The organism is Micromonospora sp. DT178, assembly GCF_049841695.1.
Classification (GTDB): domain Bacteria; phylum Actinomycetota; class Actinomycetes; order Mycobacteriales; family Micromonosporaceae; genus Micromonospora.
The window spans coordinates 605,030-620,367 of the sequence record NZ_JBNCKV010000001.1 but is presented as its reverse complement, the minus strand read 5'-3'; the positions used below and the strand labels follow the sequence as shown (position 1 = coordinate 620,367).

Sequence of the window (15,338 nt, the reverse complement as noted above, 5' to 3'; positions counted from 1 at the left end):
GGCCGAAGAAACACGCGAACTACCTTCCGGTGGCGGGGGGCGGCCCGCGCCGATGAACAGTGGACGCTGCGCGCCGCGCCAGGCGCCGATCGGGACATGCTGAGCACACCGCCAGCGGCGCCGGCAACCTTCTGGGAGCACGAGCCTGTCCGGCGGGCGTTGGCGGAGCGGCACCTCGGAGGTTTCCAATCAGATCCTCAAGCCGATTTGAACGTCAGGCTAGAAAAACGATTTACAGATACCGGTCGCCACCAAAACCTAGTCACCATCGATCTGAGCTAAAACTCCGCTACAACGAGGCCCAGGAATACCGCATGCCGCCGCCGACTACCCATCGATCATCCTTCAAGCCGCGAATCATCCGCACTCCCATCGCCTGCCGCTGGCACGAGCATCAGAAGGTTGTTCAGCATCCCTGCCATAACTGACCTCTGACCAGGATCCTCAAGTCGATTCACGAACTCGACCAGTGCAGTCCCCGCTTCGTCTAGCCCGCCGGCCGGGTCTGCTGCCGCGACAGCAGAAGGATCCACTTCGACAGCTTTCTGTCCAGCGACGAAATTCTTGAATGCATCCTCTTCGAGTTCCTGTAAATGACCTGGCCGCTCAGTTATCCACCACAGCGCCGCTAGCCCTGGACGCTGCAGAATCGATTGCACACCTTCAAGGTAGGCATCGAGACTTGCGGCCTTGGCTTTACTCATCCTAGTCTCAGCCCAGTAGGACTCGGTAAGGCAAAGGCTGCCTCTATCAACATCCAACCACAAGTTTCGAAGCGAGAAGGATTGCGATAGCTGGCGCGAATGCAGCCCCGCTTGGACCGCCACACGTACAGCCATAGATGCGGTCTCAACTTCGGTCACTGGATACTCCTTCGCAGCCGAATTGATATCACGCATAAGTCGCAATAGGACGACATCAGCGGAACGACTATCATGCGACGCGCCCGACCGAAGCCAAAATTTAAGATGGGCCGTAAAGTAGGCACCGGGCACTACGCTCATGAGCCGGAACGTTCTTCTCTCATACACCCAGCCGCGGCCATTCGGACGCCCTCGCCATAACCACAAGGGATACCGGAAGGCAGGATACAAATAAGCCGACTTATCCATCTCCAGGCTGCTCCAATTGCTGCAAAACCGATCGACCATCAATCGCGCCAGAATGCTTACTAGTTGAAAGATCAGTGAAGATCGACTTCAAAATTGAGGATCGGATCCCCCCTGGCCTCCCGCCAACACTCAAGACCTTGTGCGTGACAGTCATTCGTAGCTGATCGGCCAGCAATGGCGTCAGCACACGAGCAACAACATCTGCACTTACAATTTCGTCATCTACGGCATTAAGCCAGACATTCACCAAGACAGAGGCGTCTTCAGCAGCATCCCGAGCAAGGACTACAAGAACTTCCGCCAAATCTCTTTCCAGGGTTGCGCTTGACTGTATGCAATCAAAGAATTTGTTAATCGTAAAAAACTTTACTTTCGTCGACGCAAGGGCTTGAATCGCCGCGATACCTGCCGCCTTGTACTCAGTTCTCGCTGCACTGCCGAGTCTTCCCCTGGGAAGCTTTCCTGTCAACCAGCCAAAAACAGATTCGACAACGCCGATCCTGAGTTCATCTTGCTCAAAGAGCCTGACCAGAGAGATCAGAGCGGGATCACGAAGCCTAGAGTCACTCCTAGAAAGAATCTTCGAAAGGCGGGTCATCGCCTGCTGTGTTCTTTCTGCCCCGAACCTGCCTCCACAAGAGGCAGCAGTCAAGCGCATCAAGCTAGGGTCATCGCTCGAAGCCCATTCGAGCAGACAGGAACGCACCTTGCCACCCACCACTGGATGCAGAACGGTCTCATCAATCATGCCGAGGGCCAGATCAAAGTACTTCCCATCGTTCGATTTGGCCAACTTCGCGACATAGGGCAGGAATCCGTGATTCCCATGGCGAATTGCTATTCCCGTCCCAACCGACGCAATTCTCTGCGGCGTGGCGATGACGTCTCGCTCGAGGATAATACCGAATAGCCAATCAATCAGCGACTGCCTTATTCCTGCATATTCATCCCAAACGTGATCGATCACCGCTTCCGCATAATGCGGCTTCCCTACTTCGATGTCGTAACCTGCTGGCGTCTGGATCGCCTCAATATTAAACATTTGTTGTGTTAATCCATCACCTGCCAGCTGGCAATCATCATGAGCAACATAACCGAGGTTACTCAACAACAAATCACTAGCACGTCGTATGAACATGGCTTCCGAAGGGCCCAGAACTGCGGCGGCAATCAGGCAGGTCCGCCTTTCCACCTGAGGGCTATCTTTAAACCATTTCAACAACGAGTTGTTCCATGAATCGAGAGCAGCTAGCGCAGTATCAAAATCTCTGCTCTCAACAATAATTCCCGCAATTCGGGCGGCCTCGCGAGGTAGAGTGAACTCTGTCAGGCGTGACGATATCCGCGGTTCAGCGAGCCATGCAATCCGCGGCTCCGTCGCCCGTGCCGATACTATGCGTTTTGCCACCTCGACAGCGCTGGGACGCCCTAAAGAAAACGAGAAATCGCGCGTTTCCTCTGCATATCCACTAAGCCACGACTCGTCCCTCATTAGGATGACCAGTGCGGCGCGTCGGCTGTACAGTCGTTGCGCAAGCGCTAGTAGACCGGAGGCGAATTCGCTACCTGTGGCCTTATCTTCACCAGGAACATCGGCAGGACTTTCGGACATATCCAGGACGTAACAGTGCATTCCCACAGCAGGAATCTGGTGCACCTCGGGGATGTCCCAGTCGGGGATCACCCGTTGATACTTGTACTCCCTACCTCCCTCTGGGCTCCTCTCGTCGGCATAGCCCCTTAGGAGCTTAATAGCAGAAGTAAACCGCCCCGACCCCTCAGGGCCAACGAGAACAACAAGTCCGCAGGAGACCAATTTTTGCAAGGCAGACGAAAAGACGCCTGGAGCTTCATCAGAACTCGGCGGAACGAATCTCTCTTCGATTAACGCTATCTCGGATGCGCGAATGTTTCTTGTACGAGCCAGGGCTGGATGATAGTGCGTTTCATTGATGTTACCGCCGGCATAGTACGCCTTCCCACCCCTATCGGCTATCACCGAAACATCCCTGCCGTCTTTACGGCTTTCAGGAGCAGTCAGCGCCACATCAATAAACTCATCATCTAGCCCATTAATCAATATTATCTCCTGTTCACCGTCAGCGGCGCTAAGGCTGACCGAGCCGTCAATCCCTCTTGTCGACGCTTCGTGCGTCAGTTCTTTATCCGCCCGATCACTTTGGACCGACGCCGATCCAATAACTCCCTCGGCCAGAGGTCTTACACTGCGCCTGTCATCGCTTACATCCTCCGAGAACCAGGAATTCCACGGCATCTTCATGCCACCACCTCAGTTCCCTGTGACGTTCACGTCCCCCGTGCCGGAGATGTAGTTCTTACCTCTCCGATCCGCCTTAGCCGTGATCCGCACAGACGCACCCGCGCCTTTGCCAGAGATCTGATTGCTGCTCACTATAAGCCGCTGAAGCTCAGGAGCAGCTTGCGGGAATTCCTCGAGAAAGTCTTCTAGTCGAGTCGACCATTGAAGGAGGAGATGGTTATTCATATCTTCGCCCGGACTATCTCCTGCTTCTCTGACATGCTCGCGATCAACTTCGAGCTTACGGTCAACTTTGTCCACTGCTGACGGATTGTACTTGCGCCATATAGCAATAAACGGCGCCTTCATGGCGTTCCACCCATCACTTGCCATGGCGCCCAGTAGTGCTTGCGCGACCCTCGGCCCAAGTTCGGCGATTTCTGGCATGTCAATCAATCTTTTAGCCTCCGATATTGTGATGACCAAGCATCAGGAATAGCCCCCAGGGCCTTCCGCATGGGCGATATTCGCAGGATATTACCCGCTCAATCTGACCGGCGGGACCCTCACGTGGCGCCCCTTCCCCACAAACGTATGCCCGTTTCGCCGACATGAGGACCTGGTGGGCAGGGCCCAAGATCGTCAAATACGAACGAGGAACCGACTTTTTGCTGGTCACTCAGCCGTAGCCGATGCGGCGCATATCCCATGGCACCAGCCTCCCGTCGCATTCGGGAAGGACGAATTGTCAAGGACCCGACACCATTCAGGGACAGGCACAGCTACCGTGCCCGGGTGACGGATCTTGATCAGGGCGTCTACGAGCACCTCATCACCCGCGAGCTGGCCGACCGCCTCCAGCACGTCGACCCCGCCCTCATCCAGCACCACAGGCTCGATCCCGCTGACGCCCCCGACGCCCTCGCCCGTCACATCGCCGCCCTGGCCCACCGCGCCCTGCACGCCGTCCCCAGCGGCGACGACAAGCTCCACCGCCAGATCGAACTCGCCAACCGCATCGCCGACGCCATCGCCGCCGAAAGCCCGCAGGCGTCGACGGCACAGGACCAGGTCACCGACGCCAAGCACCTCCTGCACGCCATCGCCGCCCCGCCCACCCCGCCCGCACAACCAGCCTTCCCGCAGCGCCCCACCACCCCGCTCTCCACCGGCGCGCTGCTGGTCAACGGCCGCCACCAGCCCCGCATCGGCCACGAGGTCACCCACGAGATGGCGTCGGCGGAGCAGGTCGACCTGCTCTGCGCGTTTATCAAGTGGTACGGCCTGCGCATCGTCGAGCCCGCCGTCCGCGAGCTGATCGCCCGGGGCGGGAAGCTGCGCGTCATCACCACGACCTACCTCGGCGCGACCGACCAGCGGGCCCTCGACCGGCTCGCCGAGTTAGGCGCCGAGATCAAGGTGTCCTACGAAACCAGGACCACGCGGCTGCACGCCAAGGCGTGGCTGTTCCGCCGGGGCAACGGCATGAGCACCGCGTACGTCGGATCGTCCAACCTGTCGAAGACCGCGCTGATCGACGGCGTGGAGTGGAACGTGCGCGTCTCCAACGTCGAGCAGCCGCACGTCATCGACACGTTCACCGCCACGTTCGAGGACTACTGGAACGACCCGGCGTTCGAGGACTACGACGCCAGCCGGGACGCCGAGCGGCTGCGGAACGCCCTCAGCGGGGAGCGGCGCGAGGACTCGCCGACGCAGATCGCCAACCTGGACGTGCGGCCGTACCCGTACCAGGCAGAGATCCTCGCCGATCTGAACGCCGAGCGGCAGGTGCACGGCCGGCACCGGAACCTGGTGGTGATGGCGACCGGCACCGGCAAGACGGTCGTCGCGGCGCTGGACTTCCGCCGCCTGCACCGCAACGGCCAGGTCGACTCGCTGCTCTTCGTCGCCCACCAGGAACAGATCCTCACCCAGAGCCTGGCGACGTTCCGGCAGGTGATGCTCGACGGCAGCTTCGGCGAGACGCTGGTCGGGGGCAAGACCCCGACCAGGTGGCGGCACGTCTTCGCCTCCATCCAGTCGCTGCACCGACGGGAGATCGACCCCGAGGCGTACAACATGGTGATCGTCGACGAGTTCCACCACGCGGAGGCACCGACGTACGCCCGGCTGTTGGAGCGGCTTCGGCCGCGCGTACTGCTGGGGCTGACGGCGACCCCCGACCGGGCCGACGGTCGTGATGTGCGGCGGTGGTTCGACGGCCGCGTGGCGGTGGAGCTGCACCTGTGGGAGGCGTTGGAGCGGCAGTTGCTCGCGCCGTTTCAGTATTTCGGGCTACACGACGACGTGGACCTGTCGCGCCTGCGCTGGAAGCGCGGCCAGGGGTACGACCTCGGCGAACTCGACGGCCTCTACACCGGCAACGACGCCCGGGCGCGGCTGGTGCTGAAGGCGGTACGCGACACGGTCGACGTGGACCGGATGCGGGCGCTTGGATTCTGCGTGAGCATCGCCCACGCCCGCTTCATGGCCGAGTGGTTCACCCGGCACGGCGTGCCGTCGGCGGCGGTGACCTCCCAGGTGGACCGGCCCGTGCAGCATGACCTGCTGCGGGAGTTCAAGGCCGGCAAGCTGCGGGTGCTCTTCACCGTCGACCTGTTCAACGAGGGTGTCGACCTGCCGATGGTCGACACGATCCTGATGCTGCGGCCCACCGAGAGCGCCACGATCTTCCTTCAGCAGCTCGGCCGTGGGTTGCGCCTGGACGACGACAAGCCCTGCCTGACGGTGCTCGACTTCATCGGCGGGCAGCACGCCAACTTCCGCTTCGACCTGCGCTGGCGCGCGCTGACCGGGGTCAGCCGCAGGGAGATCAGGGACGCCGTCGATCAGGGCTTCCCCTCGCTGCCCAGCGGTTGCCACATCCAGCTAGACCCGGTCGCCCGCGACAAGGTGCTCGACAACCTGCGCAACGTCATGCCGACGTCGAAGAACGGCCTGCTGGCGGAGCTGCGGCACCTCGGGGACGTCAGCCTCGCCGAGTTCCTGCGGGAGACCGGCGTGGAGATCGAGGACGTGTACCGGTCGGCGACCATCGGCGGGTGGACCGGGCTGCGCCGGCTCGCCGGGCTGGAGCCGTCGGCGCCGGGGCCGGACGACCGGGAGTTGGGCCGGGCCATCGGGCGGATGCTGCACCTCGACGACCCGGACCGCCTGGACCTGCTGGCCCGGGTGGCTGCGGGCCAGCGGCCGGACGCCGGGCGGCTGTGGGACATGCTGCACTTCGACCTGTGGGGGTCGAACGCGCCGCTTACCTCCCGCGAGGAGCGGCTGGCGCGGCTCTGGGCGGAGCCCGCCCGCTGCGCCGAGCTGCGGCAGGTGGCCGAGGTGCTGCGCGACCGGATCCACCGGGTCACGCCGCAGCCGCTGTCGGCGGAGGTGCCGCTGCGGGTGCACGCCCGCTACAGCCGCAACGAGGCGTGCGCCGCCTTCGGCATGCCGAACCCGGGTTCGCTGCGCGAGGGGGTGAAGTGGCTGCCCGACGCCCAGGCCGATCTCTTCTTCGTCACCCTGGTCAAGTCGGAGGCGCACTACTCCCCCACCACCATGTACGCCGACCGGGCCATCACCGACAGCCTGTTCCAGTGGGAGTCGCAGAGCACCACGTCGTCGGCCTCGGCGACCGGCCAGCGCTACATCCACCACGCCTCGCGCGGCTCGACGGTGCACCTCTTCGTGCGGGAGACCCGGATCGCAGACCGGGACCTGGGTGCGCCGGCCTACCTCTACGCCGGTCCGATGACCTACCGCGAGCACACCGGCGACCGGCCCATGCGCATCGTTTGGCGACTGGCGCATGCCCTTCCCGCCGACGTGTACGCCACCGCCCGAACCATCGCCGCATGAGCAGCCGCCAGGAGGTGTTGGACCGGCTGACCTCCCTGCGGCTGCATCAGCAGCGCGGCCGGCGTGCACCGCACAAGCCGCTGCTGGTGTTGCTGGCCCTCGGCCAGCTCGCCCGAGGCGGCTCCAGCGAGCTGCCGTGGTCGCAGGCGCAGGAGCGCCTCAGCGATCTGATCGCCGAGTTCGGCCCGGCATCGAAGACGGGGCGGGCGCAGAGCGCCGCGTACCCGTTCACCCGGCTCCGCAGCGACCGCGTATGGACGTTGAACCGGGACGTGCCGATGGATCTGGTCGGACCGCTGGCGGCGCACGGCGTGGTGGGCCGTCTCGACACCGCCACCGAGACGGCCCTGCGCCGTGATCCCGAGCTGGTGCGGCAGGTCGCCCGTGCTCTGGTGGAGCAGCACTTTCCGCCCACCATCGCGCCCGACGTGCTCACCGCTGCCGGCCTGGACCCCGACGACATCCTCCGGGCGCCGGGCGTCATGCCGGTTGCCGCGCGGCGGCGTGATGCCTCCTGGCGGGTGGCGGTGCTTCAGGCGTGGGACCGGCAGTGCGCGTTCTGCGGGTATGACGGTCAGCTCGGGCACGCCTCCGTCGGGGTGGAGGCGGCGCACGTGCGTTGGTGGGCCTTCGACGGCCCGGACAGCCCCGACAACGGCCTGGCTCTCTGCGTGCTGCACCACAAACTGTTCGACTTCGGCGCGCTGGGCCTCGACGGTGACCTGCGAATCGAGGTGTCGGCCGCCTTCACCGCTCGCACGCCGGCCGGTCGGTCGACCTATGACCTGCACGGCAGGATGCTGCGGCCCCGCCCCGGGACGCAGGTCCCCGCCGTCGCACACATCTCCTGGCACCGCCGCGAGGTGTTCAAGGGCGAGTCCCTGGCTGCGTAGTCACGGCCTCGGATCAAAACCGCGTCTCGGGAGGCTGCGCTCAGGCGGCGTCGGCGTTCGGAGCGAACCTGACGTCCAGTTTCATGTTGAGCGCCCGTGCGAGACGCTCCAGGACCGGCAGGGTTGGCACTGTGCCGCCCGCCTCGAACCGGGCAACGGCGGACTGCGTCATACCGGCAGACCTCGCCAACTGGCTCTGGCTCCATCCCTTGTGTTCCCGCAGATGCCGCACTTCCAGACCGAGCTCGAAGGCGATGCGCGTCGCCTCGTACGCCTCGGCAGCTCCGGGCTCCGCCATCCGGCGGTCACGCAGGTTGTTCCAGTCGACGCGATCACTCATCGCTACGCCCCCTCGTTCACCGTGTGCCGCTCCGCCACGCATCGCTCGAGCGCCCGGCGGGCTCGTTCCACCTCCCGGTCCTCCCGCATCCGCGTCTTGCGAAACACGGTCAGCAGGATGATCCGCCGATCGGAGGCTATCCAGTACGTCACCCGGACCGCATCGCGCTCCAGGTAGAAACGCAGCTCCCGCAGCTTGCCGTCGAGCTGCCGGGAGTGCGGCTCGCCGAGCAGAACTCCCTGACTCCCAAGTAGGTCGATATAGAACGCCGCTCGCGCGAAGTCGGCGCTCGGCAGCCCCTCCAGCCAGTCTCGAATCTCTGGTTCCAGCTCCACGCTACCCCAGGCCATAGCATCGATGCTATGGCATCGTGATAACTCCCCTGGGCATTGCGCCCCGCATGTCGTTACGAACTGCTTTTCAGGACGCGTGTGCCGAGGCGTCCACCACTCGGTTGCTGGCGATGGCCAACTCCTCGTCGGTGAACAGCGGACGGAAGCGTGGCCGGATCACCACCGCCTCGGCGGTCAGGTCCACCCGCCCCCGCTCCCAGAGCGCCGTGAACCCGTCGGAGACCAGCGGGTGGTGCAGGAGCTGCCGGGCCGTGGCGAGGCCGCCCTTCTCCGTCACCATCCGCAGCAGCAGGCTGGCGTGGTAGTTCGCCTCGTCCCGCGCCCGCTCGTACGTACGCACCATCGCCTCGTGGAACGCGGCTTCGAGCGCCCGCCGGTCGGCCGAGGCCTCGGCCGGCTCGTCCGCCGGCTCGGCCTCTTTCTCGTACGCCTGCACCATCGCCTGGTGCAGCGTCTCCTCCAGTTCCCGCCGGGCGGACGTCCCCTCCCCCGCCGGTGCGGGCCGCGACTCCCCCGGACCGCGCGGCTCGGGCGCGGGCCGGACCGGCGGCGCGGCCTGGCGAGCGTCGCGGCTCTCGCCGCCCGACAGCCGCATGAGCCGGGTGACGCTGCGGAAGCGTACGGCGGCGGGGCTGGCGGCCGGGAAGTACTGAACCAGGCCCGCGTGCCGGCCTCGACTGTCCTCCACCGGCATGTCGCGCTTCATCGACGCCGCAGCGACTACTGCCTTCGCCTCGTGCGGGCGCACCCAGCAGACCAGTCGCGCGCCGTTCGGGTGTGCCCGCTCGACGCGGACGTTCGCCCGGTACTTGCGTGCCTCGGCGGAGGCGCTGTCGTAGTAGCGGGCCCACCCCAGCACCTTGCCCTCGTGCCGCACCGGCACGTCGCGGCAGTGCTGGTAGCTGTCCAGGGCGGCCACCGCCTCGTACGGCCGCAGCCAGGCCACGCTCCGGTAGCCGGCGGGCACGGGCACCGTGCCGTCGTCCGAGGTCCCCGCCGACTCGTCGGCCGGCGGTGCGGTCGCGGCCGGCGTGGGCCGCACCGGGGGTACTGCCGGCACGCGCGGCTCCTTGTCGCCGTTGCCCCCCGGTTCGGTGCGGGCAGCCGGCGCCGGACGGACGGGCTCGACCTCGACTGGCTCGGTCTCCACCGACGGCGGTTCGGTGCTGACGGGACCATCGCTGCCGGTCGTCCCCGCCAGCGGCAGAACGTCGTCGACCGGCTCGGCGGGCACCGGGGCCGGCGCAGCGAAGGACGTCGCGCGGGCTGCCTCCGTGCTGACCGGCGCCGCCTCGACGACCTCCGCGTCGACGACCGGGGCGGCCATCGGGGACGACACCTCGATGCCCAGCTCGGCGATGCGCTCCCACAGCGGCTCCAGCGCCGCCTCCGGGTCCCGGCTGAACACACTCCCCCGGATGCGGACGAAGACGCAGTTGCCGACCCGTTCCAGCACCGCCTGCCGGCGCATGTCGCTCTCCCACTGGTCCGGCCCGTGGTAGGCGTCGCCGTCACACTCGATGGCGAGCCGCCGACCGTCGGGTGCGGGGAGCACGAAGTCGATGCGGTATCCGCCGATGCGGAACTGCGGCAGCGGCCGGTATCCCCGGCTCAGGACGCGGCGCAGCACCGCGCGCTCGAAGTCGCTGTCGCAGCGCTTCTCCAGGTCGTCGTACGCCTCGTCGGCGGCGGTGACGTTCTGGCAGTAGGTGAGCAGCAGCCCTCGGGCGTCGTCCTCGCGCAGGTCGGCGGGCTGCACGGAGTGGAAGACCCAGAGCTGGTCGCGGGCGCGGGAGGCGGCGACGTTGACCCGCCGGTGGTGGTCACGCTTGGTGAAGGCGGAGACGATGCCGTTGTGCGGGGAGACGACCGTGGAGACGAGCACGATGTCGCGCTCGTCGCCCTGGAAGGTGTACGAGTCGCCGACGCGCAGCCGGCGTCGTTCCAGCTCCTCCTCGCCCACCACCTCGCGCAGGCGGGTGAGCAGGTAGAGGGCCTGCCCGCTGGTGCTGAGCAGGCTCACCACGCCGATCGTGCGCCCCTCGTACGCGGGGTCGGCGACGATCGCGGCGACCCGTTCGACGAGGGCCTCGGCCTCGGCGACGTTGACGTTGCCGTAGGCGGGAAGGTCCTGGCGGATGCCCTCGGGGACGTGCACGGCGACGACGGGATCGCCGATGCCGGCGGGCCGGTCGGTGCGCAGCGGCTCGATCTCGCCGCCGTAGTACGTCTGGCTGGAGAAGCCGATGATCGCCGGTACGGAGCGGAAGTGCTCGGTCAGCAGGATGCGCTCGGGCGAGCGGCGTACGGCGTGGTCGTAGAGGCTGCTCTCCGGGTCGAAGTGCTCGGCGGAGGGCACGTCGACCAGGTGCGAGTTGATCAGGCCGGTGACCGTGCCGACGAACGACAGCTGCGGGCCGATCTGCTGGTCGTCGCCGACGACGACGGCCCGTTCGGCGAGGCTGAGGATCGGCAGGGAGAACATGTCCGCCTGCGACGCCTCGTCGACGATCACGACGTCGAAGTGGGCGCCGCCGGCGAACTGCTCGATGGCCCGGTCGACGGACATGACCCAGACGGGCACGGCGTCGACGGCGGAGTTCATCGCCCGCTGGGCGTGCGCCTGCCACTGGGCGGCGTTCTTGCCCGTACCCTTGCCGATCTTGCGCAGGGCGGTGGTCCAGTCGGCGAGCGCGGCCCGGCGCCGGTCGTCGAGCGCCTTGGAGACCTCCAGCCAGGAGGATGCGACGACGAGTTCCTGGGTCAGCCGGCGGATCCGCTCCCGCGTCTGCTCGATCCGGCGGCCGACGGCGACGGGGTCGACGCTGCCGACGACGGCGTCGAACCAGGTCTGCGCGCGGCGCCACTGCCAGCGGTGCGGGCAGTCGGCCCCGGTGCCGCCGAGCGCGACGGCGGTGCCGTCCTCGATCTGGGCGGTCCAGCCGGGCGCGACCGGCCGCAGCCGCTCGGTGAGCTGCGCGAAGCGCTGCGCGTCGGGGCGCAGCGCGGCGAGCCGTCGCACCTCGTCGAGGATGCCGTCCCACCCTTCGAGGTCGGCGCGCTGGCGGCTCTGGTCGAGCAGCCGCCACAGCTCGCTGGCGTCCGTGCTCGACGTGCCCTCCTGGAGCACCGTGCCGAGGGCCCGCTCGTCGGCGACGAGCCGGTCGTGGTCGAACACGGTCGCGCACCGGGAGACCAGCTCGGTGAGGGCGGTCAGCCGGCGTACGTCGACCGCCTGCTCGGCCCGGGGGACCAGGCGGCGGACGGTGGCGTGCAGGGTGGGCCAGCGACGGCGGTCCCAGTCGAGGGCGGTGGCGGCGTCGGTGAGCAGCCGGCCGACCCACAGGTCCGGCTGGTCGCCGAGGTCGTCGGAGAGGTTGAGCAGTTGCCGCCACTCGGCCCACCGGGTGTTCAGCTCGTGGCGCAGCCGCTGCCGGGTGACGTACGCGACGACGATGTCGACGTCCTCGGTGGTGCGCAGGGGCTCGCTGTCGATGCGGCATTCGGCGGCGAGCCGGGCAAGGGTGCCCTGGAAGAGCCGGTTGACGCCCTTGCCGGTCGCGAACCGCTGCCGCAGCTCGCCGAGCTGGCCCAGGAGGCGGCGCGGCTCGGCGAGCTGCGCCTCGGGGACGCTCACCTGGTGGCCGGCCAGCGTCCGGGCCGCCGCGGTCAGCTCGGCGAGCGCGCGCTGGCAGGCCGCGACGTGGTCCTGCCACATGGTCTGCCAGTTCGGGTCGGCCTGCAGCAGCATGGCCAGCCGGTCGGTCCACGCGCCCTCGCGGCCGGCGAGCAGGGTCAGCGCCTGACGCAGCTGGCCGACGAGGTCGTCGAGCGCCGGCCGGCCGAATGCCCGTACCTCCGGCAGCACGACCCCGGCGGCGGCGAGCCGGTCGAGTTCCTCGCGGGCGGCGGCGAGCTCGCGCCGCCCGTGCAGGACGGCGGCCGCCGCGGGCAGCTCGGCCGCCGTGGGCAGGTGCCGCAGCGCCTGGGTGCGGTCCTGCCGGACGGTACGCCGGGCGATGTCGAGCAGTTCGGTGAACTCGTCCACGGCCAGCGGCGCGACCAGGTCCGGCGCCACGGCGTCGGGGATGTCGCCGTAGCGGTCGGCCCGTTCGCGCAGCCAGTTGCCGACGTCGCTCGGCGACAGCCGGATGCCGTCGATCTCGTAGTGCGCGGACTCGTTCTCGGCCATCGTGCGCAGGCCGCCGAGGGCCTGGCCGAGGTCCCGTTCGGCCTCCTCCAGCTGGCGTCGCAGCCGGTCGACGCGCTGCTGCTCGCCCCGCTTGTCGAGGGTCGCCCCACGGTCGGAGAGTTCGCGGGCGGCCAGTTGCAGCTGCACGAGCTGGTCGGTGGAGCGGCCCAGCACCGCCAGGCACAGCGACTGGATCTCCTGGGGCAGGCCATCGCGCAGGACCCGCAGCGGGTCCTCCTTCTGCGCCACGACGAGCACCCGCTTGCCGTGCGCCATGAGGTGGCAGATCAGGTTGCGGATGGTGTGGGTCTTGCCGGTGCCGGGCGGGCCCTGCACGGCGACGTTGCGGTGCTGCGCGAGCCGGCGCGCGATGGACTCCTGCGCCTCGTTGGTCGGCAGCGGCATGAGCAGCCGCTCCCCCAGCGGCGCCCACCGCGCCGGCTGGTCCTGCGGCATCTCCAGCCGGCTCGGCTCGTGCGCCAGGATCGCGGCCAGCGAGCCGATGCTCGCGGTGTCACCGGCGAGCAGCCGGGCGCGCAGTTCCTCCAGGAAGCGGCGCAGCATCCGCTGCCGGGGCCGGACGAAGAGCACGCCCGTGTCGTGGACGTGCGGGCCGGCCGGGGCCGCCGCACCGCTGTTTCGGACGACGGCGTCGTGCCCGAGCCGGCGCAGCGCCCGCTCGAAGAACTCGACCCGGTCGAGGTCGTGCCAGACGTCGAGGTCGAGCTGACCGCCGGAGCCGGCCAGCGCGAGCAGTTGGCCGAGGTAACGCTCGTCGAGGCCGGTCAGCGGATCGGTCTGGAGCCGGGGCGCGCCCTGCGGCACCACCGTGACCATCGACCGGTCGGCGTCGAACTCGATGGCGACCGGCGTCACCACCAGCGGGTACTGCACCCGGTGCCCGGCGACGTCGGTGCGGATGACGCCGTGGCCCCACACCAGCTCGTGGGTGGCGGCGTCCATGTCGACGCGGTGCTTCAGGTCGAACAGGCTGCGGTGCAGCTGCCGCGTCGACTCCGTACGCCGGGTCTGGTCGGCCCAGGGGCGCCACTCCCGCTCCCGCCACTGCGCGAACCGCTCCTGGAGCCTCTCGATCGTCTCCTCGTCGCCGACGAGCCGGGGTTCCACGGCGTACGACGGCGCACCGGCCAGGTACGGCGTGAACTCCGCGGGCGTCCTGATCGGTCTCGTGGCGGCGGGCAGGCCGACCCGCAGCCAGCTGGCGCCGTCGGTCGAGACGCCCACCTCGCAGGCGGCGTGCGCGGGGAAGTCGTGCTGCCAGAAGGCGTCGGCGGTGGGCACCGTCCGGGCCGGCTTCTCCATCTGCGCCCGCACGGCCATCAGGTACTCGACCAGCGAGGTGGCCCGGTCCCGGATCAGGGCGGGCGATTCCGTCGAGGACGTGGAGCGGGAAAGCATGCGGCACCTTTGGTTCTGGGTGAATGGACCTGCCAGGACAAGGTCGGATCGACCTGTCGTCAGGAGGTCGGCCGGCGGGCTCGTCGCGCGAGCAATCGGTCCCATCCGCGTTGACGCACGGCTCCCACCTCCCCACTGGCGGTCCCCGGACCCTACCCGCAAGAGTCCTACCAGCGGGACCCTCGATGTTCCACCGATCGGCCGACATCGGCTCATCTGTTCCCGCCGTCAATTACCTGCGAAGTCGATATTGCCCACGGGCAACTAGCTGCCGGTGATGCCACATCCGCCCTGCTCAGTAGGGACAGCCGGTCCGAGGCTGAGACTCTGCGTGACATCCGTCCCGACCGAGCTGGAGCACGTTGACGTAACGGCACTGTCAGAGACGCGACAGCGGCACCGAGCGGAGTCCCGCTGTCACAACCCTCTGGTAACCAGGTTGCCGTGATCACCCTCCGGCACGGCGACCTGCTCGACGCGGACGTCGAGGCCCTCGTCAATCCAGTCAACACCGTCGGCGTGATGGGCAGGGGCCTCGCCCTGGCCTTCAAGCGGGCCCACCCCGCGAACTTCGCCGCCTATCGCGCCGCGTGCGCCGCCGGCACCGTCCGCCTCGGGCGGATGTTCGTGTACGACTTCGGCGTGCCGGGCCGGCACCGCTACGTCATCAACTTCCCGACCAAGGGTCACTGGCGCTCGTCGTCGCGCCTCGCCGACATCGAGGCCGGGCTGCCCGATCTGGTACGCGTCCTGCGCGACGACCACATCGCCTCGGTGGCGGTGCCGGCGCTCGGCTGCGGCAACGGCGGCCTCGACTGGGCCGAGGTCCGCCCCCTGATCGAGGCCGCTCTCGCTGATCTGCCGGGCGTGCAGGTGTGTCTGTACGAACCCGCGTAACG

At 67.4% G+C, this 15,338-nt stretch carries 9 protein-coding genes; 3 read left to right on the top strand and 6 right to left on the bottom strand.

The genetic code is table 11. The features are described from left to right. Window positions 1-338: 338 nt before the first annotated feature. The 3 genes from ACLQ22_RS02880 to ACLQ22_RS02870 all read right to left on the bottom strand — a co-directional run bounded on the left by ACLQ22_RS02880 (window position 339) and on the right by ACLQ22_RS02870 (window position 3,819). Entirely contained in the window at window positions 339-863 is a 525-nt protein-coding gene (locus ACLQ22_RS02880; protein WP_425690918.1) for a hypothetical protein, read from the bottom strand. Between the two features lie 241 nt (window positions 864-1,104). After that, the gene (locus ACLQ22_RS02875; RefSeq protein WP_425690917.1) at window positions 1,105-3,393 is read right to left on the bottom strand and encodes a hypothetical protein; all 2,289 of its coding nucleotides are present in this window, start codon (window positions 3,391-3,393) and stop codon (window positions 1,105-1,107) included. A 9-nt stretch (window positions 3,394-3,402) separates the two neighbouring features. After that, window positions 3,403-3,819: a hypothetical protein gene (locus ACLQ22_RS02870; protein ID WP_425690916.1), complete on the bottom strand. Its 417-nt coding sequence runs from the start codon at window positions 3,817-3,819 to the stop codon at window positions 3,403-3,405. Between the two features lie 348 nt (window positions 3,820-4,167). Here ACLQ22_RS02870 and ACLQ22_RS02865 point away from each other — a divergent pair, with 348 nt between their 5' ends. Then, window positions 4,168-7,242 (top strand): DUF3427 domain-containing protein, encoded by a 3,075-nt coding sequence (locus tag ACLQ22_RS02865; protein WP_425690915.1) that lies wholly within the window; start codon window positions 4,168-4,170, stop codon window positions 7,240-7,242. Further along, on the top strand, window positions 7,239-8,135 hold the full coding sequence (locus ACLQ22_RS02860) for a phosphorothioated DNA-binding restriction endonuclease (protein WP_425690914.1): 897 nt from the start codon (window positions 7,239-7,241) through the stop codon (window positions 8,133-8,135). Before ACLQ22_RS02865 ends, ACLQ22_RS02860 begins: the two co-directional genes overlap by 4 nt. A gap of 40 nt (window positions 8,136-8,175) precedes the next feature. Here ACLQ22_RS02860 and ACLQ22_RS02855 read toward each other — a convergent pair whose 3' ends face one another. The 3 genes from ACLQ22_RS02855 to ACLQ22_RS02845 form a co-directional block, all read right to left on the bottom strand. After that, complete coding sequence (locus tag ACLQ22_RS02855) at window positions 8,176-8,475, bottom strand: helix-turn-helix domain-containing protein (RefSeq protein ID WP_425690913.1); 300 nt, start codon at window positions 8,473-8,475, stop codon at window positions 8,176-8,178. A gap of 2 nt (window positions 8,476-8,477) precedes the next feature. Next, entirely contained in the window at window positions 8,478-8,825 is a 348-nt protein-coding gene (locus ACLQ22_RS02850; protein WP_425690912.1) for a type II toxin-antitoxin system RelE/ParE family toxin, read from the bottom strand. A 70-nt stretch (window positions 8,826-8,895) separates the two neighbouring features. After that, complete coding sequence (locus ACLQ22_RS02845) at window positions 8,896-14,439, bottom strand: AAA domain-containing protein (RefSeq protein WP_425690911.1); 5,544 nt, start codon at window positions 14,437-14,439, stop codon at window positions 8,896-8,898. A 444-nt stretch (window positions 14,440-14,883) separates the two neighbouring features. Between ACLQ22_RS02845 and ACLQ22_RS02840 the strand changes: the two genes are divergently transcribed. Further along, a complete protein-coding gene (locus ACLQ22_RS02840; RefSeq protein WP_425690910.1) occupies window positions 14,884-15,336 on the top strand; it encodes a macro domain-containing protein in 453 nt (150 codons plus the stop codon). Window positions 15,337-15,338: the final 2 nt, after the last annotated feature.